The organism is Tistlia sp., assembly GCF_040905785.1.
Taxonomy (GTDB): Bacteria; Pseudomonadota; Alphaproteobacteria; order Kiloniellales; family DSM-21159; genus Tistlia.
Window position 1 is genome coordinate 33,939 of sequence record NZ_JBBDQW010000077.1, and the last position, 25,886, is coordinate 59,824.

Genomic DNA, 25,886 nt, shown 5'->3' on the forward strand with positions numbered 1-25,886 from the left:
GCAGGCCGCCGCGAGCCTCGATAGCCGACGTGGCGGCGGGCGCCGGGCGCACCGCTGGCGCTGCCTCGGCGAGACTTGCCGCGCTGCAGCGAAAGGCCGATTTTCCGCGGGCGAGTCGGCTTGCAGTGGGTGGGGGGCTGTGTTACCAAGCGCCGCCTTCGGCCGGGAGCCGCCGCGCGCGAGCCCTCGCGCTGCCGCGTTCCCGAAGGGCCTGAGGCGCCATTCCGACGATCCCTGTGTTCTGCGGTGGGTCGGTCAGCGGTTCGAGGGAGAGGCAAGGGGTTTGGCAGGCGAGGACTCACCTGTAGGCGGCCTGGCGAAGCGCTATGCGACGGCGCTCATCGAGCTCGCCGACCAGGCCAAGAAGCTGGACGCGGTCGCCGAGGATCTGCGCGGCCTCTCCGGCCTGATCGAGGAGAGCGCGGACCTGCGCAGACTGCTGCGCAGTCCGCTCTACGATCGCGACGAGCAGATCGCCGCGATGGGCGAGGTACTGAGCCGCGCCGGGGTCGACGATCTGACCCGCCGCTTCGTCCTGGTCGTCGCCGGCAACCGCCGCCTGTTCGCGCTGCCGGGCATGATCGACGGCTACCTCGCCGAGTTGGCGCGCCGGCGCGGCGAGGTCACGGCCAAGGTCAGCGCCGCGCGCGAGCTCGACAAGGCCCAGCTCAAGACGCTCCAGCAGGCGATCGACAAGGTCGTCGGCGGCACGGCGAAAATCGAATTGAAGGTTGATCCTGCCCTGCTCGGCGGTCTCGTCGTCAGGGTCGGCAGCCGAATGATCGACGGCTCTCTCAAGGGCAAGCTCGATCGTCTCCAGTTGGCGATGAAAGGGGCTCAGTGATGGACATCCGCGCTGCGGAAATCTCGGAGATCCTCAAGCAGCAGATCGAGAACTTCGGTGCCGAAGCGGATGTTGCCGAGGTCGGACAGGTGCTGTCGGTGGGTGACGGCGTGGCGCGCGCCTACGGACTGGACAACGTCCAGGCCGGCGAGCTCGTCGAGTTCCCGGGCGGCATCAAGGGCATGGCGCTGAACCTCGAGACCGACAACGTCGGCATCGTGCTATTCGGCGACGACCGCGGCATCAAGGAAGGCGACACGGTCAAGCGGACCGGCTCGATCGTCGACGTGCCGGTCGGCCGCGGCCTGCTCGGGCGCGTCGTCGACGCGCTTGGCAACCCGATCGACGGCAAGGGCCCGCTCGAGGACGTCGAGCGGCGCCGCGTCGAGGTCAAGGCGCCGGGCATCATCCCGCGCAAGTCCGTGCACGAGCCGATGCAGACCGGCCTCAAGGCGATCGATTCGCTGATCCCGATCGGCCGCGGCCAGCGCGAGCTGATCATCGGCGACCGCCAGACCGGCAAGACCGCGATCGTGCTCGACACCTTCCTCAACCAGAAGCCGACCAACCAGGGCGACGACGAGAAGAGCAAGCTCTACTGCATCTACGTCGCGATCGGCCAGAAGCGCTCCTCCGTCGCGCGCTTCGTGAAGTCCCTGGAAGACCGCGGCGCCCTGCAGTACTCGATCATCGTCGCTGCGACCGCCTCGGACCCGGCGCCGCTGCAGTTCCTGGCGCCCTACTCCGGCTGCACCATGGGCGAGTTCTTCCGCGACAACGGCATGCACGCCGTGATCTGCTACGACGACCTGTCGAAGCAGGCCGTCGCCTACCGCCAGATGTCTCTGCTGCTGCGCCGCCCGCCGGGCCGCGAGGCCTTCCCGGGCGACGTCTTCTACCTGCACAGCCGCCTGCTCGAGCGCGCCGCCAAGATGAACGACGAGCTCGGCGCCGGCTCCCTGACCGCCCTGCCGATCATCGAGACCCAGGCAGGCGACGTCTCGGCCTACATCCCGACCAACGTGATCTCGATCACCGACGGCCAGATCTTCCTGGAGACCGGGCTGTTCTACAAGGGCATCCGCCCGGCCGTGAACGTCGGCCTGTCGGTCAGCCGCGTCGGTTCGGCGGCCCAGACCAAGGCGATGAAGAAGGTCGCCGGCTCGATCAAGCTGGAGCTGGCGCAGTTTCGCGAGATGGAGGCCTTCGCCCAGTTCTCCTCCGATCTCGACGCCGCCACCCAGCGCCTGCTGCAGCGCGGACAGCGCCTGACCGAGCTGCTCAAGCAGGCCGAGCACAAGCCGCTGCCGGTCGAGGAGCAGGTCGTGGTCATCTACGCCGGCACCCGTGGCTATCTCGACAAGGTGCCGCTCAACAAGATCAACGACTTCGAGCAGAAGCTGCTCGGCGAGATGCGCGACAAGGGCCGCCGGGTCCTCGACGCGATCCGCACCGAGAAGGACCTGACCTCGGAGACCGAGGAGCGGCTCAAGGCGCTGCTCGAGGACTTCGTGAAGACCTTCGTCTGAGGCGCCCGGTGAGCGCTTTGCGAAGCGAGAGTCGCACGGATAGGGACCTGTTGAGGCGTCATGGCTAGCCTTAAGGAACTGCGCAACCGCATCGGCAGCGTCAAGAACACGCAGAAGATCACCTCTGCGATGAAGATGGTGGCTGCCGCCAAGCTGCGCCGGGCCCAGGAGCAGGCCGAGGCCTCGCGCCCCTATGCCGAGCGGATGGACCGCATGCTCGGCTCGCTGGCGGCGGCGGACCGCAACACGCCGGGCGGGCCGGCGCTGCTCGCCGGCACCGGCTCCGAGCAGGTCCAGCTGGTCGTCGTGGCGACCGCCGACCGCGGCCTCTGCGGCGCCTTCAACTCCTCGATCGTGCGTGAGGCTCGCCGCTTCATCGACCAGAAGCTGGCCGAGGGCAAGGAGGTCAAGATCCTCTGCATCGGCCGCAAGGGCCGCGACCAGCTGCGCCGCGCCCATGCCAAGCGGATCGTCGACACCCTCGAGGACGTCTCCAAGCCGCGCCCGAGCTACGAGCGGGCCGACGAGATCGGCCGGCGGATGCTGGCGATGCTGGACAACGGCGAATTCGACGTGGCGACGCTGTTCTATGCCCGCTTCAAGTCGGCGATCAGCCAGATCGTCACGCGCCAGCAGCTGATCCCCTTCGCCCCCGACGAGGCCGCGGACGAGGCGGCCGAGGCGGCGCCCGGGCTGGTCTACGACTACGAGCCCGAGCAGGGCGAGATCCTGCAGCAGCTGCTGCCCCGGAACCTCTCGGTGCAGCTCTATCGGGGCCTGCTGGAGAACGCGGCGAGCGAGCACGGCGCGCGGATGAGCGCCATGGACAGCGCCACCCGCAACGCCGGCGAGATGATCAAGCGCCTGACCCAGGTCTACAACCGGACCCGCCAGGCGGCGATCACCAAGGAGCTGATCGAGATCATCTCCGCCAAGGAAGCGATGTAGTGCGGCGCTGCGGCGCCCCGGCCGGCGCACAGCCGAGCCGAAGGACGAATGACGCGAAGGAGTTCGCATAAGATGGCCAAGAAACCCGGCAAGAATCTGGTGGGCAAGATCACCCAGGTGATGGGCCCGGTCGTCGACGTACAGTTCGACGGCGACCTGCCGGCGATCCTGAACGCCCTGGAGACCATGAACGACGGCCAGCGCCTGGTTCTGGAGGTCGCCCAGCACCTCGGCGAGGACACCGTGCGCACCATCGCCATGGACGCCACCGAGGGCCTGGTCCGCGGCCATGAGGTCACCGACACCGGCGACATGATCCGCGTGCCGGTCGGTCCCGAGACCCTGGGCCGCATCCTCAACGTGATCGGCGAGCCGATCGACGAGCTGGGCCCGGTCACGACCAAGCAGAGCGCGCCGATCCACCGCCCCGCGCCGAGCTACGTCGAGCAGAGCACGGAGTCGGAGATTCTGGTCACCGGCATCAAGGTCATCGACCTGCTGGCGCCCTACTCCAAGGGCGGCAAGATCGGCCTGTTCGGCGGCGCCGGCGTCGGCAAGACCGTGCTGATCATGGAGCTGATCAACAACGTCGCGAAGACGCACGGCGGCTACTCGGTGTTCGCCGGCGTCGGCGAGCGGACCCGCGAGGGCAACGACCTCTATCACGAGATGATGGACTCCGGCGTCATCAAGACCGACGGCTCGCCCTCCAAGGCGGCCCTGGTCTACGGCCAGATGAACGAGCCGCCGGGCGCGCGCGCCCGCGTCGGCCTGACCGGCCTGACCCTGGCCGAGTACTTCCGCGACGAGGAAGGCCAGGACGTGCTGTTCTTCGTCGACAACATCTTCCGCTTCACCCAGGCTGGCTCCGAGGTCTCGGCGCTGCTCGGCCGGATTCCCTCGGCGGTCGGCTACCAGCCGACCCTGGCCTCCGACATGGGCAACCTTCAGGAGCGCATCACCACGACGAACAAGGGCTCGATCACCTCGGTGCAGGCGATCTACGTGCCTGCCGACGACCTGACCGATCCGGCGCCGGCGACCTCCTTCGCCCACCTGGACGCGACCACGGTGCTGAGCCGGCAGATCGCCGAGCTGGGCATCTACCCGGCCGTCGACCCCCTCGATTCGACGAGCCGGATCCTGGAGCCGGGCGTGGTCGGCGAGGAGCACTACCGGGTCGCGCGGCGGGTCCAGGAGACGCTGCAGCAGTACAAGCAGCTGCAGGACATCATCGCGATCCTGGGCATGGACGAGCTGTCCGAGGAGGACAAGCTGACGGTCGCCCGGGCGCGCAAGATCCAGCGCTTCCTCTCGCAGCCCTTCGACGTCGCCCAGGTGTTCACCGGCTTCCCCGGCGTGCAGGTGCCGATCGAGGAGACGGTGCGCGGCTTCAAGGGCCTCGTCGAGGGCGAGTACGACCACCTGCCGGAAGGCGCCTTCTACATGGTCGGCTCGATCGACCAGGCGGTCGAGAAGGCCAAGAAGCTCGCCGCCGAGGCGGCCTAGGGCCAGCAGGGGACCTTGATCATGGCCGAAACGGTCGCATTCGAGCTGGTGTCGCCCGAGGAGCTGCTGTTGTCCGAGGACGTCGCCATGGTGGTCGTGCCGGGCGAGGAGGGCGACTTCGGCGTCCTGCCGCGCCACGCGCCGCTGATCTCGAGCGTCCGGGCCGGGGTGATCTCGGTCTACAAGAACGAGCGCCATACGCTCAGCGAGCGGATCTTCGTCGCCGGCGGCTTCGCCGAGGTGACGGCGGAGCGCTGCACGGTGCTGGCCGAGCTGGCGGTGCCCGTCGACAGGATCGACCGCGCCGAGACCGAGCAGCGCCTGAAGGACGCCCGCGAGGATCTGGCCGACGCCAGGGACGAGACGGCCCGCACCGCCGCACGGCGGGAGATCTCGCTGCGCGAGACCATGCTCAAGATCGCCGGCTCCTGAAGACCGGCCTTCGGGTCGGTTCGGGGTTCGGTCCCGGGGCCGCGCGAGGGCGCCTGCTTCCTTTCGGCCGCATTTCTTCTTAATATTACCCTAAGGGCGGGCGAGTCGGAGGGCCGGTGCACGCCTTTCGCATGGGGCGCCGCCTTGCGGGGCGCCCGGCCGCAACCTACATCTCGTCCCCCGCGTTGGGGAAACGCCGTGCCCGCCCCGCTCGGGGCGGCAGGGCGAACCGGAGAGGGAAGGGCAAGCAAGCGATGTCCCGCAAGCACTGGACGCTTGACGACATTCCGTGGGACCGCTTCGACCCCAGCAAGGTCGACGGGGAGCTGCTGAAGATCGTCAAGGCGGCGAGTCTGGTCGAGTACAACGGCGAAGACTACGCCGAATATCTCTGCAACGTGTTCGGCGACGATCCGGAGTTTCAAGGCGAGGCCAAGCGCTGGGCCGCCGAGGAGGTCCAGCATGGCGAGGCGCTCGGCCGCTGGGCGACGCTGGCCGATCCCGACTGGGACTTCGCGGCCGCGGTGCAGCGCTTCCGCGACGGCTACAGCATCTCGGTCGATGCCACCGAATCCGTGCGTGGCTCGCGCGCCGGCGAGCTGGTCGCCCGCTGCATCGTCGAGGTCGGCACCTCGAGCTACTACGGCTCGCTCGGCGAGGCCTGTGAAGAGCCGGTGCTGCGGGCGGTCTGCCAGCGCGTCGCGGCCGATGAGCTGCGCCACTACAAGCTCTTCTACGACCACCTGAAGCGCTACCTCGACATGGAGAACATCAGCCGGCTGCGCCGCCTGCTGATCGCGCTCGGGCGGATGCGCGAGAGCGAGGACGACGAGCTGTCCTATGCGTACTACGCCGCCAACGCGGCCGAGGGCGAGCCCTACGACCGCAAGCGCTGGTCGGATGCCTACATGGGCCGGGCCTACCGCATCTACCGCCGCAAGTACGTCGACCGGGCGACCTCCATGACCCTCAAGGCCGCCGGCCTCGATCCCCAGAGCCGCCTCGCCGACTGGATGTCGCGCGGCGCCTTCTGGATGATGAAGAGCCGCGCGCAGCGGCTGCCCGAGGACGACGGCGTCGCGGCCTGACCGCGCTCCGCTTGTCGGATAGGGGCAGGCGTCGCTCGGCGTCAGCGCTCGATCAGCGGCGCGAACTCCTCGACGATCCGGCGGTACAGGCCGATCTTGAAGGGCACGATCAGCGCCGGCACCTCCTGCAGGGGGGACCAGCGCCAGGCCGTGAACTCCTGGTCCGGCCCGAAGATGTCGATCTCGCTCTCGGCTCCGAGGAAGCGCATCGCGAACCACTTCTGCCGCTGGCCCCGATAGCGCCCGCCCCACAGCTTGGGCACCAGGTCGAGCGGCAGGTCGTAGTCGAGCCAGTCGCGGCTCTCGGCGAGCAGCTCGACCGTGGTCACGCCCGTCTCCTCGCGCAACTCCCGGCGGGCGGCCGGTAGGGGCCCCTCCTCGGCATCGATGCCGCCCTGTGGCATCTGCCAGGCCGTCGTGCGCATGTCGGCGCGCTGGGCGACGAAGACGCGGTTCCGGCGATCCAGCAGCATGATGCCGACTCCCAGCCGGTAGGGCAGGCGCTCGGCCTGCTCGCGGGTCAGGTTGGCTTCGGCGGTCGGATCGTAGCTCGTATGGCCCATGGCTTGCCTCACTCGGGCGGCGGCTGGCGGCCAAGCACAGCGGTGACCGGCGCCAGCACCAGGCCCTTCTCGCGCAGCCCCTCGGCCCACAGCTCGAGCTGGCTGAAGGTCACGGGGTAGACGTTGGCGAGCGCGACGGCGACGCCTTTGGTGCGCGCCAGGCGCTCGACCTGGGCGAGCCGTGCGTCGATCGCATTGGCCTGCACGAACTCGCCGTCGAGGGTACGGTCGCTGTAGAGCGTCGGCACGCCGAGCTCGCGGCCGAGGGCGCCGGCGATGCCGGTGTCGCTCTCGCGGTTGTCGAGGAAGATCAGGCCGCGGTCCCCGAGCGCGGTCAGGACCGGGCGCAGCGCCTCGGCCTCGGCGGTGAAGCGCGAGCCCATGACCGCGGCGACGCCGACGTAGGCACTGCCGCGTGCCAGGACCTCTCTGAGCCGGACGAGGTTCTGGTCGCTGCTGTTGGCGACGAAGAGGGCGAAGTGCCCTGGGTCGTCGTTCGGGTAGCTCTGCGGCTCCATCGGCAGGTCGAGCATGACCTCGTGGCCGGCCGCCCGAGCCTGCGCGAGCCAGGTCTCGACGCCTCGCGCGTAGGGCGAGAACGACAAGGTGATGGCGGCGGGCAGCTCGATCGCCTGCTGGGTCAGGTCGTCGTGCAGGCCGAGACCGGTCACCACCACCGCGATGCGCGGCCGATTGGTGGCTTCGGGGTGGGGCATGGCGAAGCGCTGCCAGGCCGGCTCGCGTGGCGCCAGCGGCGGATCCTGGATGCGCGGCAGCGCGGCCTGCTGCTCGTCGGCCGGGGCTGGCGCCTCGGTCGCGGCCGGCGGTGTACCGGTGCCGGCCTCCGCGGGCTCGCTTTGGGGCGGCTCGTCTTCGGCTGGTTTGGCCTCGGCTTTCGGTTCGCTCGGGACGGCGGGCGGCTCAGGTGTCGTGGTCTCGGGCGTCGTGGTCTCGGGCGTTGTCGGGGCGGGCTCGGCCTCTGGCGATGCCTCCGTCGCCTCGTCCGGCGGCGTGCCGGAGGGGGGGCTCTCGCCTTCCCCCGTGCCGATTTGGGGAACATCGTCCGGCAGCTCTGGGGGCGGGACCGGCGCCTCTTCGAAGCGCGGCGCCGGCGTCACCGTCGGCTCGGGAATGGTCGGCCGATAGGTCAGGAAGGCGTAGGCCAGGGCGGCCCCGACGGTCAGCAGCAGCAGCAGCCAGGCGAGGGCCAGGACCCGCCGGCCGCGCCGCGGCGGCCGCACGGCCCCGCCGGCCGGCCGGTCGCCGGTCCGGACCCTGTCGCCAGCCTCGTTCAAGGATCCTGTGCCCAAGCCTGCACGGCGGCCCCACCGCCCGCCGCTCCCTCGTCCGTGCGTCCGCGCCGGAAGCCCGCGCGGCGAGCCGCTTGGCTCCGGCCGGGCAGGCTACCGGAATCGCCGAGAGCGCGGAAGCCGCCGGTGCACGGGACGGTTTGCAGACCCGGGCCTGCCGGCGGCGAGAGCGGGACCGAGACGGTCAGTTGGTGGTGCGCTCTCTGAACAGGTAGAGCCCCTTCAGCAGGTCGATGGCTCGGGCCAGCTGGTAGTCCTGCAGGGCCGCGTCCGCGGCGCCGGGTGTCGCGACCTCCCCCGGCGGGACCCCTTCCGTGCCGCCCGAGGGGGGGCCGGCCGGATCCTGGGCCGGATCCTGGGCTGGATCCTGAAGGGCGTCGGGAACCGGCGCTTCCAGGCCGTCCGGCGCGCCCGGCGTGTCGTTGCTCAGTGCACCCCGCAGGTCCGCCTCGCGCCGCTGCACGCCGCCCTGGATCTCCTCCAGCTGGGCGCGCGCCACGATGATGTCGGGCTCGATGCCGGTGCCCTGGATGGAGGTGCCACTCGGCGTGTAGTAGCGCGCCGTCGTGAGGCGCATGGCGCCGTGCTGGGCCAGCGGGATGATCGTCTGGACCGAGCCCTTGCCGAAGGACTTGGTGCCCATGACGATGGCCCGGTGATGGTCCTGCAGGGCGCCGGCGACGATCTCCGAGGCCGAGGCCGAGCCGCCGTTGATGAGCACGACCATGGGAATGCCGGCGGCGAGGTCGCCGGGCGTGGCGTTCCAGCGCTTGGTGTCGTCCTCGTGGCGGCCGCGGGTCGAGACGATCTCGCCGCGATCGAGGAAATCGTCGGCGACGCTGATCGCCTCGTCGAGCAGGCCGCCCGGGTTGTTGCGCAGGTCGAGCACCAGCCCGTGCATGCCGTCGCCGAGCTCGCGCTTCAGGGACTCGATGGCCTGCTCGACGCCGGGCGAGGTCTGCTCGTTGAAGGTCGTGATGCGCAGGTAGCCGACGTCGCCCTCGACCCGGCTGCGCACCGACTGGACCTTGATGACGGCGCGCGTCAGCGTGACGTTGAAGGGCTCCCGCTCGCCGCGCAGGATGGTCACCGTCAGGGTCGAATCGATCGGGCCGCGCATCTTGTCGACCGCCTCGGTGAGCGACAGGCCGAGCACCGGCTCGCCGTCAAGGTGCGTGATCAGGTCGCCGGCTTCGAGGCCGGCGCGGAAGGCCGGTGTGTCCTCGATCGGCGAGACCACCTTGATCACGCCGTTCTCCATTGTGACCTCGATGCCCAAGCCGCCGAACTCGCCGCGCGTCTGGACCCGCATGTCGCCGAAGGAATCGGGGTCGAGATAGCTCGAATGCGGGTCGAGATGACCGAGCATGCCGCGGATCGCCGCCTCGATCAGCTGCTCGTCGGTCACCTCCTCGACATAGTCGCCGCGCACGCGCTCGAAGACGTCCCCGAACAGCTTGAGCTGCTCGTAGGTGGACTGGTTATCCTGCGCGTGGGTCGCGGGCACGGCCGTCAGCAGCAGGGCGGCCACGGCCGCCGGAAGAAGAAATCGCATCAGCCTCTCGCTTTGTCGTCGCCGGTTGCAAGCAGGGGCAGGGGATCGACCGGCACGCCGTTCCTCCGCAGCTCGAGATAGAGTCTCTGGTCGGGCTCGGCGCCGGTCCGCAGCGTGCCGACCGGCTCGCCGGCAAGAACCCACTGTCCGACAACGGCCGTCAAGCGGTCGAAGCCCGCTACCAGGGAATGATATTCGTCGCCGTGCTCTATAATCAATATAAGCCCGTAGCCGCGGAACGGCCCGGCATAGGCGACGCGCCCGTCGTAGGGCGCGACCACGGTCGAGCCAGCGCGCGCCGCCAGCGATAGCCCCTGCGCCGATTCCCAGCTGCCCTCCGCCGGCTCGCCGAAGCGGCGGGCGACGCGGCCGCGCAACGGCATCACCAGGACGTCCGCACCGCGCTGGAAGCCCCGTAGGCCTGCGGGCCTGGACAGCTCGGCCGCCGGCGGGGCCGGTAGGGCCGCGACCTGCGGCGGGGCTTCGACCGGGGCCTCCGCGGGCGGCTGCGCCCCGGGCTGGGCCCCGGGGGCGGCTCCGGGAGCCGGCTGCGCGGCGGCCCGCTCGGCGGCCTCGGCGCGGGCGCGGGCCTCGGCCGCGGCGGCGGCCTGCTCGGCGGCCTCGCGAACCCGCCGGGCCTGCTCCTGGCGGCGCTTGCGGTCCTCCTCGAGGCGGACGATCAGGTCGCGCAGCGACTGCGCTTCGCCGGCCAGGCTCGAGACCTGCCGCTCCAGCGCCTGCTGGTCGGCGCCGGCCGCCGATTCCAGCGTCTGCTTGCGTGCGACCAGCCCGTCGAGCTTCTCGCGCTCTCCGGCCAGCCGCGAGGCGGCCTGTCCGAGATCGCGTCGCTGCCCGTCGATCTGGTCGTGCAGCTCGGCGAGGGTTTCCAGGTCGTGCCGCAGCCTGGCCGCCTGGCGCTCGATCTCGGGCACCGCGACGCCGAGCAGCAGGGCGCCGCGCGCGAGGTCCAGCGGCTCGCCGGGCTGGCCGAGCAGGCTCTCCGGCGGCAGTAGCGCGACTCGCTGCAGCGCCGCCAGCGTCTCGGTCAGCGTCTGCCGCTGCTGGTCCAGGCCGTGGCCCAGTCGGGCCTCCTCGGCGCGCAACGCCGCCAGGGTGTACTCGATCGCGTCGAGCTCGCTCTCCAGGTTCTGCGCCTCGCGAGCCGCGGTGATCGCCTGCTGGCGCAGCCCGGCGATCTCGTCGTTCAGGGCCGCGCGCTCCCGGGCCAGCTCCTCGGCGCGCTGCCGCTTGAGCTCGAGCTGGCGCTCGACGTTCTCCAGCTCGCTGTCGGGAGCCGGCTGGCCCGTGCCCTGGGCCTGGGTAGCCGGCGCCGGAAGCGCCGTGGCGAGGCCCAGGCACAGGACGACGGCCGCGCGCAGGGCCCCCGCCGGGCGCACGGCAGCCGCTGGCGGGTGTTGGGCCAGCGGGTTTCGTGCCAGAGGGCTTTGGGCCGGCGGGTGTTGGAACGGAAGCATCGCCCGCAGACTAGCGAAGAACGCGCGCCACGTCCCGAGGCTCGCGTAGGGCGGCCCGGGGGCGCGGGTGCGGCGCTACTCCGCCGCCGCCTCGCCGTCGAGGAAGCGGTAGGCGACCGGGCGGCCTTCCTTCAGCTCGAACAGCATCGGCACGCCGGTCGGGATCTCGACGCCGGAGATGTCCTCGGGCGAGTGCAGGCCGAGCGCGACCAGCAGCGCGCGCACGGTATTGCCGTGGGCCCCGACCAGGATCGTCTCGCCGGCCTCCAGCTTGGGCCGGAGCTCGCGCTCGTAGTAGGGGCCGACCCGGGCGACGACGTCGGCCAGGCTCTCGCCGCCCGGCGGCGGCACGTCGTAGCTGCGCCGCCAGATATGGACCTGCTCCTTGCCGTAGCGCTCGGCCGTCTCGGCCTTGTTGAGGCCGGCGAGGTCGCCGTAGTCGCGTTCGCGCAGGTCGTCGTGCCGGACCATGATCCAGTTGCCGTCGGGATCCTTCAGGTGCTCGTTGTCGCCGCAGGCTTCCATCGCCAGCTCGACCGTCCGGTAGGCGCGCTTCAGGGTCGAGGCGTAGAGCCGGTCGATGTGCAGGCCGCGCAGGGCGCGACCGCCCTTGCGCGCCTCCGCCTCGCCGGCCTCGGTGAGGTCGACGTCGACGAAGCCCGTGAAGCGGTTCTGGGCGTTCCAGTCGCTCTGGCCGTGGCGCAGCAGCAGCAGGGCATTCATCGGGATGCGTCTCCTCGGATCCGGTTCGTCGAGTGCCCTGTTTAGCCTCGCCGGGCCCGACGATAAAGGGTGCCGGTTGCTTGCCGCGGCGCCTCAGGCGCGGTGATAGGGGTGGCCGGACAGGATCGAGTCGGCCCGGTAGAGCTGCTCGGCGAGCAGTACGCGGACCAGCAGGTGCGGCCAGGTCATGGGGCCGAGCGAGAGCGTCAGGTCGGCGCGGGCCAGGAGGGCCGCTCCGTGGCCCTCGGCACCGCCGATCGCGAAGGCCGTCTCGGGCACGGCCTCGTCGCGCCAGCGGCCGAGCGTCTCGGCCAGGGCTGCCGAAGCCAGCGCCCGGCCGCCGCCGTCGAGCGCGACCAGCCGGGCGCCGGTCGGGCAGACGGCGAGCAGCAGCTCGGCCTCGCGCGCCTTGAGCGCCTCGGCGGCCAGCGGGCGCTTCTCCTCGACCTCGCGCAGAGTCAGCGGGCCGAGCGGCTGGCCGCGCAGGCGGCCGGCGTAGTCGTCGTAGAGCGCGGCGGTCGGCCCGCCGCGCAGGCGGCCGACCGCCAGAAGGGAGAGGCGCATGGCGAGGAGGCCCTGCAGCGAGGGGTCCGGCGCGGTCTCGGGGACCTGCCGACAGGCGGCCGGCTGCCGGCCTCCCAGGCGTCCGCCTGGGAGGGACCGCCTAGGCCTGCGGGGCCGGGCTCGGCGTCGCCGGTGCCATGCCCCACATCTTCTCGAGGTTGTAGAACTCGCGCACTTCCGGGCGGAACAGGTGGACGACGATGTCGCCGGCGTCGACCAGCACCCAGTCGCAGTTCCGCATGCCCTCGACCGGGACCGGCAGTCCGGTCGCCGCCTTCAGCGCCTGCTGCAGGCGATCGGCCAACGCCCCGACCTGACGCTGATTGCGCCCGCTGGCGATCACCAGGCTGTCCGTGAAGCTGCTTTTTTGGGAAAGGTCGATGACGACGACGTCTTCCGCCAGGCCGTCGTCCAAAATGCCGCGGGTGATCTCGACCAGCTGTCCGGGATCGACGTCCTTGCCGCGGGCGGCGCCAGCCGGCTCGTACGCGAAGAGCGGCTGGCTTTCGGCGCTGAGCGCCAGGGATTTGGTGGGTATGGCTCGCCTTCTCCTTACGATCGCAGGCTGTCCGCAGCGGACGCCTGACCCTTGGTCCCCTCGAGGCGGCGCAAGTCCGTGGCCGACAGGGTCGACAGGGGGATCGGGAGGAAAGCCCAGGCGGGGAGCGGTTGCACTGCCAGCTCGCTCGTCGCCCGTCCGACCACCCGCGCCCTGCGGAACCGCCGGGCAGCCTTGGCCGCCAACGCCCTATGAGAATAGGTAGGACGGTCGAAAATCGCAATGGCGGCGGTGTGAAAGATTCGCTGCCAGCGCTCCCAGCGCGCGATCTGCGCCAGGTTGTCCGCCCCCATGACCCAGACGAAGTGGACCCCGGGAAAGTATCGGGTCAGGAGCGTCAAGGTGTCCGCCGTTGCCCGGGTCCCGAACAGAGTCTCGATGCCCGTCACCGTCAGGTCGCGATGCCGGGCGAGCGCGCGAGCCCGGGACAGGCGCAGCGCGTGCGGTGCCATGCCGGCGGCCGGCTTCAGAGGGTTCTGCGGGCTGACCAGCCACCACAGGCCGTCGAGGCGCAGGCGCTGCAGGGCCAGCAGGCTGATGTGCAGGTGGCCGTCGTGAGCGGGGTTGAAGGAGCCGCCGAGCAGGCCGATGCGCTGGCCGCGCTGCGGCAGCCGCCCGCCGAGGGCGGCGGCCAGGCGGCGCGGCGTCAGCGGCGGCCGGGCACCGAGACGCAGCGCCTCGGGCGGCGCTGCCGGCGGCGGGCCGCACGGCTCGCTCAAGGGCGCGTCTGTCCGCTGCCGCGCACCCGGTATTTGTAGCTGGTCAGCTGCTCTGCGCCGACCGGGCCGCGGGCGTGCAGCCGGCCCGTGGCGATGCCGATCTCGGCGCCCATGCCGAACTCGCCGCCGTCGGCGAACTGCGTCGAGGCGTTGTGCAGGACGATCGCCGAGTCGACCTCGGCCAGGAAGCGCTCCGCCGCCGCGGCGTCCTCGGTGACGATGCAGTCGGTGTGGTGCGAGCCGTGGCGGGCGATGTGCGCCATCGCCTCCTCGAGGCCCTCCACCGTCTTCACCGAAAGGATCGGCGCCAGGTACTCGGTGTCCCAGTCGGCGGCCTCGGCCGGCAGGACCCGGGGGTCGAGCCCCTGGACCGCGGCGTCGCCGCGCAGCTCGCAGCCGCCGGCGGCCAGGGCCTCCAGGATCGGCGGCAGCAGGTCCGCCGCCGCCGCGCGGTCGACCAACAGGGTTTCGGTGGCGCCGCAGACGCCGACCCGGCGCAGCTTGGCGTTGACCGTGATCGCGCGGGCCTTTTCGGGGTCGGCGCCGGCGTGGAGGTAGGTGTGGCAGAGGCCGTCGAGGTGGGCCAGCACGGGCACCCGGCTCTCTTCCATGACCCGCTCGATCAGGCCGCGCCCGCCGCGCGGGACGATGACGTCGAGGTACTGATGCAGGCGCAGCAGGTGGCCGACGGCGGCGCGGTCGGTGGTCGCCGGGCTCTGCAGCGCGTCGGCCGGCAGGCCGGCTTCGGCGAGGCCGCGCCGCAGGCAGGCCAGGATCGCGCCCGAGGAATGGAAGGACTCCGAGCCGCCGCGCAGGATCGCCGCATTGCCGGCCTTGAGGCAGAGGCCGCCGGCATCGGCGGTGACGTTCGGCCGGCTCTCGTAGACGATGCCGACGACGCCGAGCGGCACCGAGACGCGGGCGATCTCCAGGCCGTTCGGGCGCCGCCATTGCGCCAGGGTGCGGCCGACCGGGTCGGGCAGCGCCGCGATCTGCTCCAGGCCCGCGGCCATGGCCTCGAGACGGGCCGGTGTCAGCTCCAGGCGGTCGAGCAGCGCGCCGCTCATGCCCCTGGCCCTGGCCGCCTCGAGGTCCTCCCGGTTGGCCGCCAGGATCGCCGCGCCCTCGGCCCGGATGGCGGCGGCGGCGGCGCGCAGGGCGCGGTCCTTCTGCTCGCCCGGCGCCTGCGCGAGCACGGCGGCGGCAGCCTTGGCGCGCCGTCCGAGCTCGGCGATCGCCTGGGCCAGGTCCGGCGCCGCCGCCGTCGCGGCTTCGGTGCCTGGCTCCTGCTTCAGCGCGGCTTCGGCCTTCATCGCTCGCCCGTCCCTCGTCTCGGCCCGACTTCGATCGGGTCGGCGCCGGTCAACCCAGCACCAGGTCGTCGCGGTGGATCAACTCCTCGCGGCCACGGTAGCCGAGCAGGGTTTCGATGTCCCGGCTCTTGTGGCCGGCGATCCGCGCCGCGTCCCCGGCCGAGTAGGCCGAGAGGCCGCGTGCCAGCTCGCGGCCCTGCGGGTCGAGCACGCGCACCGGGTCGCCGCGCTCGAAGCTGCCGGCGACGGCGGTGACGCCGGCCGGCAGCAGAGACTTGCCGGCGGCCAGGGCGCGGGCCGCGCCGGCGTCGACGGTGATGCTGCCGCAGGGCATCAGCGAGCCGGCGATCCAGCGCTTGCGCGCCTGGCGGGGCTCGATCTGCGCCAGGAACCAGGTCGCCTTGCCCCCGGCCGCCAGGGCGGCGAGCGGGTGCAGGGTGCGGCCGTTGGCGATCGCCATGCTGCAGCCGGCCGAGAGCGCGATCCGGGCCGCGGCCAGCTTGGTGACCATGCCGCCGGAGGAGTAGCCGGTCGGCGCCGCGCCGGCCATCGCCTCGATCTCCGGCGTCAGGGCCTCGACCGTCGCCAGGTGGCGCGCCTCGGGCCGGCGCCGCGGGTCGGCGGTGTAGAGCCCGTCGATGTCCGACAGCAGGACCAGCGCGTCGGCGTCGATCATGGCGGCGACGCGGGCGGCCAGGCGGTCGTTGTCGCCGTAGCGGATCTCGGCGGTTGCGACCGTGTCATTCTCGTTGATCACCGGCAGGGCGCCGTGGCGCAGCAGGGTGGTCAGCGTGCTGCGGGCGTTGAGGTGACGGCGCCGCTCCTCGGTGTCGGCGAAGGTCAGCAGGATCTGGGCGACGGTGATGCCGTGCGGCGCCAGGGCTTCCTCGTAGGCGTGGGCGAGGCGGATCTGCCCGACCGCGGCGGCGGCCTGCTTTTCCTCCAGCTTCGGCGCGCCGCGGGTCAGCCCGAGGAGGCGCCGTCCGACCGCGATCGCGCCCGAGGAGACGACGACGACCTCGCGGCCGTCCCGGCGCAGCGCCGCGAGGTCGGCGGCCAGGGCCTCGAGCCAGGGACGCCGCACCTGGCCGCTATCGTCGACGAGCAGGGACGAGCCGATCTTGACGACTAGGCGCCGCGCCCGCGCCAGGGGCGGCTGGCTCTGGCTTCCGGCCTCGGGGGCCTCGGCGAGCGGGCTCTCGGCCATGGCCGCCTCAGGGCGTCCAGACGACCGGCGCGTCGCCGGCCTGCTCTTGCTCGTCGGCCTTGGCCTCGGCCTCGCGATCGGCCTCGATCGCCCGCCAGAGCGCGCGCAGCACGTCGCGCACGCCTTCGCCGGTCGCGCCGGAGATGGCGAAGGGGCTGGCCCCGCAGGCGGCCGCCAGGTTCTCCAGTCGGGCCGCCCGTTCCTCGGGGTCGAGCGCGTCGATCTTGTTGAGCGCGACCAGCTCGGTCTTGCCGGCCAGCACCCTGCCGTAGGCCTCGAGCTCGGCGCGCACCGTCCGGTAGGCGCCGCCGGGGTCTTCCTGGGTGCCGTCGACCAGATGCAGCAGCGCGCCGCAGCGCTCGACATGGCCGAGGAAGCGGTCGCCCAGCCCGGCGCCCTCGTGGGCGCCCTCGATCAGGCCCGGGATGTCGGCCATCACGAACTCGCGCTCGTCGAGGCCGACGACGCCGAGGTTCGGGTGCAGCGTGGTGAAGGGATAGTCGGCGATCTTCGGCTTGGCCCGGCTGACCGCCGCCAGGAAGGTCGACTTGCCGGCGTTCGGCAGGCCGACCAGGCCGGCGTCGGCGATCAGCTTGAGGCGCAGCCAGACCCACAGCTCCTCGCCCGGCCAGCCGGGGTCGGCGCGGCGCGGCGCGCGGTTGGTCGAGGTCTTGTAGTGGGCGTTGCCGAAGCCGCCGTCGCCGCCGCGCGCCAGGCGGAAGCGCTGGCCGACCTCGGTCAGGTCGGCCAGCACCGTCTCCTTGTCCTCGGCCAGCACCACCGTGCCGACGGGGACGCGGATCACCAGGTCCTCGCCGCCCGCCCCGGTACGGTCGCGGCCGGCGCCGTTGCGGCCGGTCGGGGCCTTGAAGTGCTGGCGATAGCGGAAGTCGATCAGGGTATTCAGGCCCTCGACGGCCTCCAGCAGGACATGGCCGCCGCGGCCGCCGTCGCCGCCGTCGGGACCGCCGAACTCGATGAACTTCTCGCGCCGGAACGAGCAGGCGCCCGGCCCGCCGTCGCCGCTCTTCAGGAAGATCTTGGCTTCGTCGAGGAACTTCATGGTTGGGCGCTGGCTCGGCGGTCGTGACGGTGAGTGGGAAGGCGGGACGGCGGACAACAAAAAAGGGGATTGGCGCGCCAATCCCCTTTTCTCGAACCACGGGTACGGCGCAGCCTACTCGGCGGCCTCCGGCTGCGGCACCTCTGCGGGCTGGACCGAGACGAAGGTCTTGCCGCCGGCGCGCTTCGAGTAGGTCACCTGGCCGTCGACCAGCGCGAAGATCGTGTGGTCCTTGCCCAGGCCGACGTTGGTGCCGGGGTGCCACTTGGTGCCGCGCTGGCGCACGATGATGTTGCCGGGGACGACCTGCTCGCCGCCGAACTTCTTGACGCCGAGGCGCCGGCCCGCGGAGTCGCGCCCGTTGCGCGAGCTGCCGCCTGCTTTCTTATGAGCCATGCTTCTGCTCCCAGTTCCGTCGAGTTCAGCCGGCCGAGATGCCGGTGATGCGCACCTTCGTCAGGTCCTGGCGATGGCCCATCTTGCGGCGATGGTGCTTGCGACGCTTCTTCTTGAAGATCATCAGGCGCTCGCCGCGCGCCGGGCCGACGACCTCGGCGGAGACGCTCGCCCCCGAGAGCAACGGGCTGCCGACGCTGACGCCGGACTCGCCGGAAACCATCAGCACCTGGTCGAAGTTGAAGGTGTCGCCCGACTCGCCAGGCAGTAGCTCGACAGTCAGCACATCGTCCTGCTTGACGCGGTACTGCTTGCCGCCGGTCTTAATGACTGCGTACATCGATTCCGAACTCGCACGGCATGTAAAACGGTTGCGCGAACCCGAAAGGCCCGCACGGGAGGGCGCACTATACGGAGCACGCGCCGGGTGTCAACGGATTTGGCCCTCTGCCGTTCCGGTCCACAGGATCCGGCCGCCGAACTCTGCGGCCGGATTGACAGCCGCCCCCGGGGCAGGACCAATGGCCGCCGTGACGGCAGGCCGCGGCAGGCCGGGCAGCCGTCCGCCGCCCGCGAGCGCCCGAGGAACCCGTGCGCGATATCGTCGTAGCCTTTGCTGTCGCCGGCTTCATGCAGCTCTGCGGCTTCGCCACGGGCGTCCTGGCGGCGCGGCTGCTGCTGCCGGAGGGGCGGGGCGAGCTGGCGGCCGTCCTGCTCTGGTGCACCCTGATCGCCTCGATCTCGGTGCTCAGCCTCGACCAGGCCCTGGTCTACCGCATGGCGCGCCAGCGCGCCCGCGAGCAGCGGCTGACGGCGCTCGCCCTGTTGCTCAGCCAGCCGTTGGCGCTGCTCGCGATCGTGGCGGGCATCCTGCTGCTGCCGCGCCTGCTCGCCGACGCCTCGCCGGGCGCCATGACGGCAGCCTGGGCGCTGCTGCTGTTCACGCCCTTCGGCCACGCCACGACGATCCTCCAGGGCGCCCAGCAGGGCCGCCTGCGGCTGATCGAGTGGAACCTGATCCGCGCGCTTCAGCCCGCCGGCTACCTGCTCGGCATCGGCATCGCCCTGCTGTTCGTCGGCGCCAGCGTGCTCGGCTTCGTGGCCGCCTTCCTGTTCGGCCGGATCCTGGTCATGACCGCCCTGCTCTGGCGCGCGCGCGGGTCGGTCGGCGGCGCCGAGCTTCGCCCCTCGGCGGCCGACCTCAAGCCGATGCTCGGCTACGCCGTCGGCGTTCATTCGGCGGGCCTCGCCGGCATCGCCAACCAGTTCCTCGGCCGCGCGGCGGTCGCCCTGCACCTGCCGGCCGCCGAGCTCGGCCTCTTCGCGGTCGCCGGCGCGATGAACGGCGCCGTCGGCATCATCGCGCAGACGCTGTCGCGCCTCGCCTTCCCGAAGATCGCCAACGCCGAGGACGACCGGCAGCGTAGCCTGATCTTCGCCCGCTACTTCAAGCTCAACCTGGTGTGCAGCGGCGCCGCAACGGCGGTCGGCCTGGCCCTGGCGCCCTGGTTCGTGCCCCTGATCTTCGGCGAGGCCTTCGCCGCCGCCGTGCCGGCGAGCCAAGTGCTGCTCGTCGGCGGCCTGCTGGTCGGGACGCGGCGGATGGCGACGGCCGGCCTGCAGGCGCACGGCGACAACGTCTCGACGCTCGGCGCCGAAAGCCTGAACCTGGTACTGCAGGCGCTCTGCCTCGCCATCCTGCTGCCGCTGTTCGGCATCGTCGGCGCGGCGGCTGCTATCGCCGTCGGCGAGGCCGCGGGCCTGCTCTACATGCTGCGCCGGGCCTGGCTCAGGCTCGGCCTCTCGCTGGCGATGCTGGCGCTGCCGAACGCCGACGACCTGGCCGTGCTCGGCGACCTGCTCCGCGAGCTGCGCGCGCGCCGGCGCTGAGACCCGGGCCCCCGCGGCGGCGCCCGCTTTCCGGGCTTGTCGGCCGCTTGGGCTTGGGCTAGTTTCCGCCGCCTTCGACCCCGGCGGAGGGGTGCCGGAGTGGTCGAACGGGCTCGACTCGAAATCGAGTGTGCCTTCTGGGTACCGTGGGTTCGAATCCCACCCCCTCCGCCACATTCAGATACCGAATCCGACCAAGGGCCCCGATCGGGGCCTTTTTTCTTTTTGTTTCAAAGGAACTTGGCGGTGCCATCCGCCCCTCGGAGACTGGCGTCTTACGTAAATCGGGTCTCCAAATCGCCCGCGTCTCTCTTCGAGCGCCCCTTGCCCTCAGAAGGGCGCTTTCAAAAAGCGCAGTTATTGCAATGACTTGTCTTTTGTCCGTAAGCGCCCTTTTCGCGTCGAAATTCGGTAGCGGAGACCGAAGCGGAACCAAAGGGCGATAGGGGAAACGGTGCAGTGGCGGCCGAGCCCAAGTCAGTGCGGCGCTGAATATGGCCAACGACGCCAGCAAGGGTCTCGACGAAATCGTCGAACACGGCGTGCTTGGCGACCGAAGGTACATTCTCCATCGTGACCAGGTCGGGACGTGTAGCTTTTATCAGTCGTCCGAATTGGTAGAGCAGACCCCAACGGGGGCTCCCAACGACATCGTAGCGCTGGGCATAGGTCGAGAAAGGCTGGCAGGGTGTGCAACCAGCGAGCACCCGGACTTCGGCGCTACCGAACAACTCTTTGAGGTTTTTCGGAGCGAGGCGCCCCACGTCTTCGTTGATGAAGCGCGCTGCATTGTTGGCTTCGAAGGGATGACGGCATGCCTCATCGACGTCAATACCCGCGACGACCCTGATGCCCTCCGAGATGAGGCCATGCGTGAGACCCCCGGCCCCGCAGAAAAGGTCGACGCATGCGACATCAGCCATCCGTTTTCTCTCCCCCTCGCATTCTTCCCCTTCTGTGAATTGGCCTCGGTCGCTTCGCTTTCCTTTTGATCGTCCGATGCTTTTCCGTGCCTCACCCAGTCATCAACTTCGTCGGTCTTGAATTTCCAAAGCCTCCCCACCTTGTGGGCCGGCATGTCTTTCTTCGCGATCCACCCATAGACCGTGTCTTTACTGACACCGAGATATTCAGCGATCTCCTCCACGGAGACCCAGCGATCGGACATGATGCGGCCCTTCAACAGCCAGCCTAGTGCAGAGCCCGAGTATCTCATCCGGTCGGTCAAGAATAAACCGGAATGATGCTGGTCTTCTTGGGTTCAGTAGGATTTGATCGGATTAGGGGAGTTCGGGTGGGGCGCGGCTTGATGAGAGGCGCCAGCGACTAGGGGGCCTAGATGGCTCGACCATCTTGGTCCGAAGCTCGGTCTTGGCGAAGAGAGAAACGGGGAGAGAGCTCCTGTTCGCCGCGGCGCAACTCATGACCGTTCGCGGCACGGTCAAGGCTATTTATACTTAGATTCAATGCGATACCATTCAGCCTGCGCCTCTCTAAGTATCTGTGATAGCTCTGACTTGTCCGTCATCAACTCAAGGATCTCTGTTCGGGGCTCTTCGATGAAGCGATACGCGGCGATCAATCGAAAAGCGCTGTACCATAACTGATCTGAAATCACGCGAGCTGCATGCGCGTAGTGAATGGCGGCGCGTCGGACCTCGGACCGGTGCTCGCGCTCCATAACCATCCCAATTCCCAGATAATCCGCATGAGCTACATGGCTGGCCATTGCGTAGCCATGCAGGAGGCCTGCGGCGAGCTCACCAAGTCCTTCCCCGGTACGCACCATCTGCTCGACGACGCCGCTGAATCCCCATGCTGTCTGCAAGCCGATATCGATGCGGCCCGTTGCTTCGTGGCCAGCACCGGGTAGGATTGGCAAGCAACGGTACAAAGCGGGTGCTCAGTATCCGCAGAATTCCACGATAAGGTCCGTTTCACGCGCTTCCTGCGCTATTCTTATCCTACCGCCGGGACCATTGGCGTGGCCCCCGGTTCACCTTGTATTGAAAGGAGATCTCATGAACGACGCGCTGATCTGGTTGGGGATCGCTTTCTGCGTCTCGCAATCGGCCCTGTTCTCCGGCTCGAACATCGCCGTCTTCAGCCTCAGCCGCCTCCGGCTCGAGGCGGCGGCCGCAGCGGGCGACAACACCGCTTCAAGTGCCCTCGAGCTCAGGCGCGATGCGAACTTCACGCTCGTCACAATCCTCATGGGCAATGTCGCCATCAACGTGCTTCTGACCATGTTGGCGGATTCCGTGATGGCGGGTGTGCTGGCCTTTCTCTTTTCCACCGTCGTCATCACCGCGTTGGGTGAGATCGGGCCTCAGGCCTATTTCTCCCGTAATGCACTCCGGGCGGTCGCGATCTTTGCGCCGGTTCTGCGGTTCTACCGTATCCTGCTCTGGCCCCTCGCAAAGCCCACAGCCCTTCTTCTGGACGCATGGGTCGGCACCGAAAGCGTCCCCTGGTTCCGTGAACGCGAGCTGCACAACATACTTCGCTATCACGCGGTGAATACCGGCAGCGAGGTGGGGCGCGTGGAGGCAATCGGAGCGATCAACTTCCTCGCGCTCGACGACCTCGTCGTGCAGGATCAGGGCAAACCTCTCGATCCCAACAGCATCGTCCAACTGCCCTTCGATGAGGATCGGCCGGTCTTCCCCGCAATCGACCGCGCGCAAGACGATCCGTTCGTCCGTAAGCTGGCCGCGTCGCGGAAAAAGTGGATCGTCCTGCAGGATGAGAAAGGCAAGCCGCGCCTGCTGCTGAACGCGAATGCCTTCCTGCGGGACTTTCTGGTCCTCGGGAGCGATGTCGGGCTCATCGACTACTGCCATCGCCCGGCGGTGGTCACCAGGCCGACCGAAACCCTCGACAAAGCCCTCGGCATCCTTGCCACGCTGCGCGCGCAGGACGCCGGCCATGACGAAACGGTCATGCTGCTCTGGTCGCCGGGGGTGAAGCGGATGATCACCGGGTCGGACGTCCTCAGATGCCTGCTGAGCGGCATGGGCGAGCACGAGAAGGTTGCAGTCATGGATGCGCCAAGTCCCTGAGCGGCGAACGGCACCACGGGATGAATTTTGAGTTGCGACAAGACGCACGTCTCATGTCAGCGTCAGGCCCGCCATCAGAATGACGCTTACGATGCGTGCCAGATCCGCATGGAGCGACGGACCGCCGTAGCGCGCGGCCGAACGCCAGACCCCGACGGTCGCGACGATGTTGTAGGGTACCGAGAGACCGTAGCCGACCAGCACGGCGGCCAGCGGTTGGTCCTGGAGGACCAGCACCAGAAACAGGATGCTGGTCGCGACATTGACCAGCAGACCCACCGTCACCGTCCAGGTCCAAAAGGCCTCGTCGAGAGCAAGGTCGCCGGACCAGAGGGCAATGAGTTTCCTCATGAGACGGACCTTGCAACGACGGCCAACGCGGCACAATCGCCATGCAGCGTCACGCTGCCGCAAGAAGAACGGCATCTGCCGTGGTGCGAGACCCGATACTGAGCGGATGAAGCCCGATCGGGAACGTGTTCAGACTTTCAGGGATTTTTCTGACGTTCCAAAAGGAGAGACCCATGAAAGAGGCACCCGACCCGCAGACCGATGCGCCGGAGGAAGAACGCGAGCGCTGGGAAGTGCTGACGCAGCTCGAAGACTGGCTTGAGCGACCGATGCTGGTCCTGTCGTTCATCTGGCTCAGCCTCGTCATCGTCGAACTGGTCTGGACGACCTCGGGCGTGTTCGAACTGCTCGGCACCATCATCTGGATCATCTTCATCATCGAGTTCCTGCTGCGCTTCGCCCTGGCGCCGCGCAAGATCAAGTTCCTGCGACGCAACCCGATCACGATCATCGCCCTCATCGCGCCCGCCTTCCGGTTCCTGCGCGCCTTGCGCCTGCTGCGCCTGAGCCGCGGGCTGCGGCTTGTCAGGATCGTCGGCACTGCAAATCGCGGTTTCATTGCGCTGCAGAAAAGCTTCGACCGCCGTGGGCTCGGCTATGTGCTGGCCACCACTGCGGTTGTCATCTTGCTGGGCGCGGGTGGAATGCTGGCCTTCGAACCCGCACGCGACGTCAGCGGCGGCTTCTCCGGCTATGCTGACGCACTTTGGTGGACGGCGATGTTGGTGACGACGACCGGGTCGGATTTCTGGCCCCTGACGCCCGAGGGCCGGGTGCTCGCGCTGCTCCTATCGATCTACGGCCTCGCGATCTTCGGCTATATCGCCGCCAGCCTCGCAACCTTCTTCATCGGTCAGGAGGCCGCGGCACCGGACAGCGATGTCGCCGGTTCTCGCGAGATCTCTGCACTGCGGGAGGAGATCGCGGCGTTGCGCGAGGAGTTGCGAAGGTCGGCGTTGAGCTGAACGCGCCGTCGCCGAACTGCTATTGCGCGGCCATGGACGCGGAAGTTTTATCATTATTTATCATATACTTAAGGTGAAGAAGGTTGGAAATCAGACCCATCCCCTCCGCCATTTCACCCCGTACAGCGGTCCCCGCTCGAGGGACACGCGACTGAAACGCCCGTGAGACGGGCGGTTCGGGCACGCACCTTCTGGGCTGCGCTCGCGGGGAACACCACCCCGACTGATCTTCCCGGCTCTTACCGGCTGTGGTCCGATCTCAGGAGAGCAACGTCGCGAACAGCGCCACGCCGAGCGTCAGCGCGGCCCCGATGCCCAGAAAGCGGCGCCGGCGTCTTCGGTCCTGGCGCGACGCGCCGCCGTCGGAATAGTCGAAGCGCTCGTAGATCACCCTTTCCATCGTCATGCCCAGATCGAGCAGCCTGTCCGAGATGGCGGTGACCATGGGGCCGGGGCCACAGATCAGCGCGACGCTGCGCGCGGGGTCGAGCCCTTCGAGCATCCGCTCCAGCCGGCCGCGGTCCAATCGCCCGACCGAGCCGTTCCACCCGGGACCGCCCTCTTCACTCAGCAGCGTCACCTGCAGGTCGAGACGGGATCGGGCCGCCTCGATTTCGGGCAGGCAGGCGAAGTTCTCGGGTTGGCCGGCGGCGTAGGCGAGGCGGATCGGGCGCGGGTCGCGACGCGCGGCGAGGTCGCGCAGGAGCCCCATGATCGGGGCGATGCCGACGCCGCCAGCCAGAAGCAGGATGCTCTCGCCCTCGTGGTCCTCGAGCGTGAAGTCGCCATGGGGACCGTCGATTCCGATGGGCGTGCCGGGGGCGAGGGAGCCGATCCGCCGGGTGAAATCTCCCGCCTCCTTGACGATCAGACTCAACCCCGGACGGAGTGGGCTGTCGGCAAGTGAGAAGGGATGGTCGAACAGCGGGAAGCGGCGTGTCCCTTCGGTCATCCAGACGAACTGGCCCGCGCGATAGCCGAGCGGCCGGGTGCCCGGCGCGGGCTGGATGTCCAGTTCCCAAAGACGGTCGGCTCGCTTCGTGACCGATGCCAGTCGCCATGGCTGGAGCCGCAAACGCAGCCAGCGCCATCCGTAGAGCACGGCCATGACGGCAACGACCGCGCCGCCGACACCCCACCAGAAGCCCTGCACGGCGCCCATCGGGCTGAACCGCCCAGCCGCAACCGCGTGATGCAGGCCGCCGCCAACCGCCGCCAACGCAAGGATGACATGACTGGCACGCCAAAGCTCGTAGCGCCACGGCAGCCGGTCGCGCAGCACGGAAGTTGCCGCGAGCAGCGCCAGCGCGGCAAGGGCGATCAGACCGCTGCGGTAGCGGGGCAGCGTCAGATAGGCCTCGAACCGCTCGACCCCGAGACCGGGATTTTCCAGCCATGTCGGCACGACATAGGCCAAGGGATGCAGCATCAGCGCGACAAGCACCCACCATGCCGCGATCTTGTGAAAGGCCATGATCTTGTCGATGCCGAGGTGCCGGGACACGATCCGGAACCGACCGGACGTGACGAACTGCGCCGCCATCGCGCCGAGGCCGGCGAGCCCGAGCCCGGCCGCCGCGTACTCCCAGGGACCTGCGGGTGCGGCGCGCCGTGTCAGGGCCAGGCCCAGCGGCCCCAGGCAGAACAGCACATACAGCACTCCAAGGGCGGCTGCAGAAAACCGCGAAGGATCTGTGCCGCCGGACTGACCAGCCCGGCCGTCGGACACGGATTCAGCCATGGGAACGGACCTCTGCGTCTCGGCAACAAGGCGCCGATACTACAGGATTGCCAAGGCAATCCTTCGGCGCGACTCTATGG

26 protein-coding genes, 1 tRNA gene and 1 pseudogene are annotated in these 25,886 nt (G+C 69.6%); 10 read left to right on the top strand and 18 right to left on the bottom strand.

Features of this window, described 5'->3' with window-relative positions; all coding sequences use genetic code 11:
- The first annotated feature begins 283 nt into the window (after positions 1–283).
- The 6 genes from WD341_RS18200 to WD341_RS18225 all read left to right on the top strand — a co-directional run bounded on the left by WD341_RS18200 (position 284) and on the right by WD341_RS18225 (position 6,350).
- Positions 284–844 (top strand): F0F1 ATP synthase subunit delta, encoded by a 561-nt coding sequence (locus WD341_RS18200; protein WP_368426910.1) that lies wholly within the window; start codon positions 284–286, stop codon positions 842–844.
- Positions 844–2,373: a F0F1 ATP synthase subunit alpha gene (gene atpA / locus WD341_RS18205; RefSeq protein ID WP_368426911.1), complete on the top strand. Its 1,530-nt coding sequence runs from the start codon at positions 844–846 to the stop codon at positions 2,371–2,373. The genes WD341_RS18200 and atpA overlap by 1 nt, the downstream gene beginning before the upstream one ends.
- Positions 2,374–2,433: 60 nt before the next feature.
- The gene (locus WD341_RS18210; RefSeq protein ID WP_368426912.1) at positions 2,434–3,321 is read left to right on the top strand and encodes a F0F1 ATP synthase subunit gamma; all 888 of its coding nucleotides are present in this window, start codon (positions 2,434–2,436) and stop codon (positions 3,319–3,321) included.
- A gap of 72 nt (positions 3,322–3,393) precedes the next feature.
- Positions 3,394–4,830: a F0F1 ATP synthase subunit beta gene (atpD, locus tag WD341_RS18215; protein WP_368426913.1), complete on the top strand. Its 1,437-nt coding sequence runs from the start codon at positions 3,394–3,396 to the stop codon at positions 4,828–4,830.
- 21 nt (positions 4,831–4,851) lie between these two features.
- Positions 4,852–5,262: a F0F1 ATP synthase subunit epsilon gene (locus tag WD341_RS18220; RefSeq protein WP_368426914.1), complete on the top strand. Its 411-nt coding sequence runs from the start codon at positions 4,852–4,854 to the stop codon at positions 5,260–5,262.
- A gap of 254 nt (positions 5,263–5,516) precedes the next feature.
- Positions 5,517–6,350, top strand: a complete 834-nt coding sequence (locus WD341_RS18225; RefSeq protein WP_368426915.1) for a ferritin-like domain-containing protein — start codon at positions 5,517–5,519, stop codon at positions 6,348–6,350.
- A 41-nt stretch (positions 6,351–6,391) separates the two neighbouring features.
- Here WD341_RS18225 and WD341_RS18230 read toward each other — a convergent pair whose 3' ends face one another.
- The 13 genes from WD341_RS18230 to rplU all read right to left on the bottom strand — a co-directional run bounded on the left by WD341_RS18230 (position 6,392) and on the right by rplU (position 18,137).
- A complete protein-coding gene (locus WD341_RS18230) occupies positions 6,392–6,913 on the bottom strand; it encodes an RNA pyrophosphohydrolase (protein ID WP_368426916.1) in 522 nt (173 codons plus the stop codon).
- An 8-nt stretch (positions 6,914–6,921) separates the two neighbouring features.
- Entirely contained in the window at positions 6,922–8,208 is a 1,287-nt protein-coding gene (locus WD341_RS18235; RefSeq protein ID WP_368426917.1) for a divergent polysaccharide deacetylase family protein, read from the bottom strand.
- Between the two features lie 199 nt (positions 8,209–8,407).
- Positions 8,408–9,778, bottom strand: coding sequence for a S41 family peptidase (locus tag WD341_RS18240; protein ID WP_368426918.1), 1,371 nt, complete (start codon positions 9,776–9,778; stop codon positions 8,408–8,410).
- Entirely contained in the window at positions 9,778–11,175 is a 1,398-nt protein-coding gene (locus tag WD341_RS18245) for a murein hydrolase activator EnvC (RefSeq protein WP_368426919.1), read from the bottom strand. Before WD341_RS18245 ends, WD341_RS18240 begins: the two co-directional genes overlap by 1 nt.
- Positions 11,176–11,328: 153 nt before the next feature.
- Positions 11,329–11,976 (bottom strand): 2,3-diphosphoglycerate-dependent phosphoglycerate mutase, encoded by a 648-nt coding sequence (locus WD341_RS18250; RefSeq protein ID WP_368426920.1) that lies wholly within the window; start codon positions 11,974–11,976, stop codon positions 11,329–11,331.
- Positions 11,977–12,069: 93 nt separating this feature from the next.
- Positions 12,070–12,540, bottom strand: coding sequence for a 23S rRNA (pseudouridine(1915)-N(3))-methyltransferase RlmH (gene rlmH / locus WD341_RS18255; protein WP_368426921.1), 471 nt, complete (start codon positions 12,538–12,540; stop codon positions 12,070–12,072).
- A 100-nt stretch (positions 12,541–12,640) separates the two neighbouring features.
- Positions 12,641–12,955, bottom strand: a complete 315-nt coding sequence (gene rsfS, locus WD341_RS18260; protein WP_368426922.1) for a ribosome silencing factor — start codon at positions 12,953–12,955, stop codon at positions 12,641–12,643.
- 137 nt (positions 12,956–13,092) lie between these two features.
- Positions 13,093–13,818, bottom strand: coding sequence for a nicotinate-nucleotide adenylyltransferase (locus WD341_RS18265; RefSeq protein WP_368426923.1), 726 nt, complete (start codon positions 13,816–13,818; stop codon positions 13,093–13,095).
- The gene (locus WD341_RS18270; RefSeq protein ID WP_368426924.1) at positions 13,815–15,131 is read right to left on the bottom strand and encodes a glutamate-5-semialdehyde dehydrogenase; all 1,317 of its coding nucleotides are present in this window, start codon (positions 15,129–15,131) and stop codon (positions 13,815–13,817) included. The genes WD341_RS18265 and WD341_RS18270 overlap by 4 nt, the downstream gene beginning before the upstream one ends.
- A 49-nt stretch (positions 15,132–15,180) precedes the next feature.
- Positions 15,181–16,338, bottom strand: a complete 1,158-nt coding sequence (gene proB, locus WD341_RS18275; RefSeq protein WP_368426925.1) for a glutamate 5-kinase — start codon at positions 16,336–16,338, stop codon at positions 15,181–15,183.
- Positions 16,339–16,345: 7 nt separating this feature from the next.
- The gene (gene obgE / locus WD341_RS18280) at positions 16,346–17,401 is read right to left on the bottom strand and encodes a GTPase ObgE (protein ID WP_368426926.1); all 1,056 of its coding nucleotides are present in this window, start codon (positions 17,399–17,401) and stop codon (positions 16,346–16,348) included.
- Positions 17,402–17,515: 114 nt separating this feature from the next.
- A complete protein-coding gene (gene rpmA, locus WD341_RS18285) occupies positions 17,516–17,797 on the bottom strand; it encodes a 50S ribosomal protein L27 (protein ID WP_368426927.1) in 282 nt (93 codons plus the stop codon).
- 25 nt (positions 17,798–17,822) lie between these two features.
- Entirely contained in the window at positions 17,823–18,137 is a 315-nt protein-coding gene (gene rplU / locus WD341_RS18290; RefSeq protein ID WP_368426928.1) for a 50S ribosomal protein L21, read from the bottom strand.
- 251 nt (positions 18,138–18,388) lie between these two features.
- On the opposite strand from rplU, the gene WD341_RS18295 reads away from it, so the two are divergent.
- Both WD341_RS18295 and WD341_RS18300 read left to right on the top strand, forming a co-directional pair.
- Positions 18,389–19,687 (top strand): oligosaccharide flippase family protein, encoded by a 1,299-nt coding sequence (locus WD341_RS18295; RefSeq protein WP_368426929.1) that lies wholly within the window; start codon positions 18,389–18,391, stop codon positions 19,685–19,687.
- An 85-nt stretch (positions 19,688–19,772) separates the two neighbouring features.
- A tRNA-Ser gene (locus tag WD341_RS18300) sits at positions 19,773–19,861 on the top strand.
- A gap of 170 nt (positions 19,862–20,031) precedes the next feature.
- Here the strand turns inward: WD341_RS18300 and WD341_RS18305 are convergent.
- From WD341_RS18305 to WD341_RS18315, 3 genes and pseudogenes are all read right to left on the bottom strand, one after another.
- A complete protein-coding gene (locus WD341_RS18305) occupies positions 20,032–20,610 on the bottom strand; it encodes a DNA cytosine methyltransferase (RefSeq protein WP_368426930.1) in 579 nt (192 codons plus the stop codon).
- 53 nt (positions 20,611–20,663) lie between these two features.
- Positions 20,664–20,858, bottom strand: a pseudogene (locus WD341_RS18310) (helix-turn-helix domain-containing protein); the annotation flags it as partial.
- 276 nt (positions 20,859–21,134) lie between these two features.
- Positions 21,135–21,515 (bottom strand): hypothetical protein, encoded by a 381-nt coding sequence (locus WD341_RS18315; protein ID WP_368426931.1) that lies wholly within the window; start codon positions 21,513–21,515, stop codon positions 21,135–21,137.
- 193 nt (positions 21,516–21,708) lie between these two features.
- On the opposite strand from WD341_RS18315, the gene WD341_RS18320 reads away from it, so the two are divergent.
- Positions 21,709–22,749, top strand: a complete 1,041-nt coding sequence (locus WD341_RS18320) for a DUF21 domain-containing protein (RefSeq protein ID WP_368426932.1) — start codon at positions 21,709–21,711, stop codon at positions 22,747–22,749.
- A 51-nt stretch (positions 22,750–22,800) separates the two neighbouring features.
- On the opposite strand, the gene WD341_RS18325 is transcribed toward WD341_RS18320, so the two are convergent.
- On the bottom strand, positions 22,801–23,100 hold the full coding sequence (locus WD341_RS18325; protein WP_368426933.1) for a hypothetical protein: 300 nt from the start codon (positions 23,098–23,100) through the stop codon (positions 22,801–22,803).
- A gap of 173 nt (positions 23,101–23,273) precedes the next feature.
- Here WD341_RS18325 and WD341_RS18330 point away from each other — a divergent pair, with 173 nt between their 5' ends.
- Positions 23,274–24,065: a potassium channel family protein gene (locus WD341_RS18330; RefSeq protein ID WP_368426934.1), complete on the top strand. Its 792-nt coding sequence runs from the start codon at positions 23,274–23,276 to the stop codon at positions 24,063–24,065.
- A gap of 259 nt (positions 24,066–24,324) precedes the next feature.
- Here WD341_RS18330 and WD341_RS18335 read toward each other — a convergent pair whose 3' ends face one another.
- A complete protein-coding gene (locus WD341_RS18335; protein ID WP_368426935.1) occupies positions 24,325–25,806 on the bottom strand; it encodes a ferric reductase-like transmembrane domain-containing protein in 1,482 nt (493 codons plus the stop codon).
- Positions 25,807–25,886 lie beyond the last annotated feature (80 nt).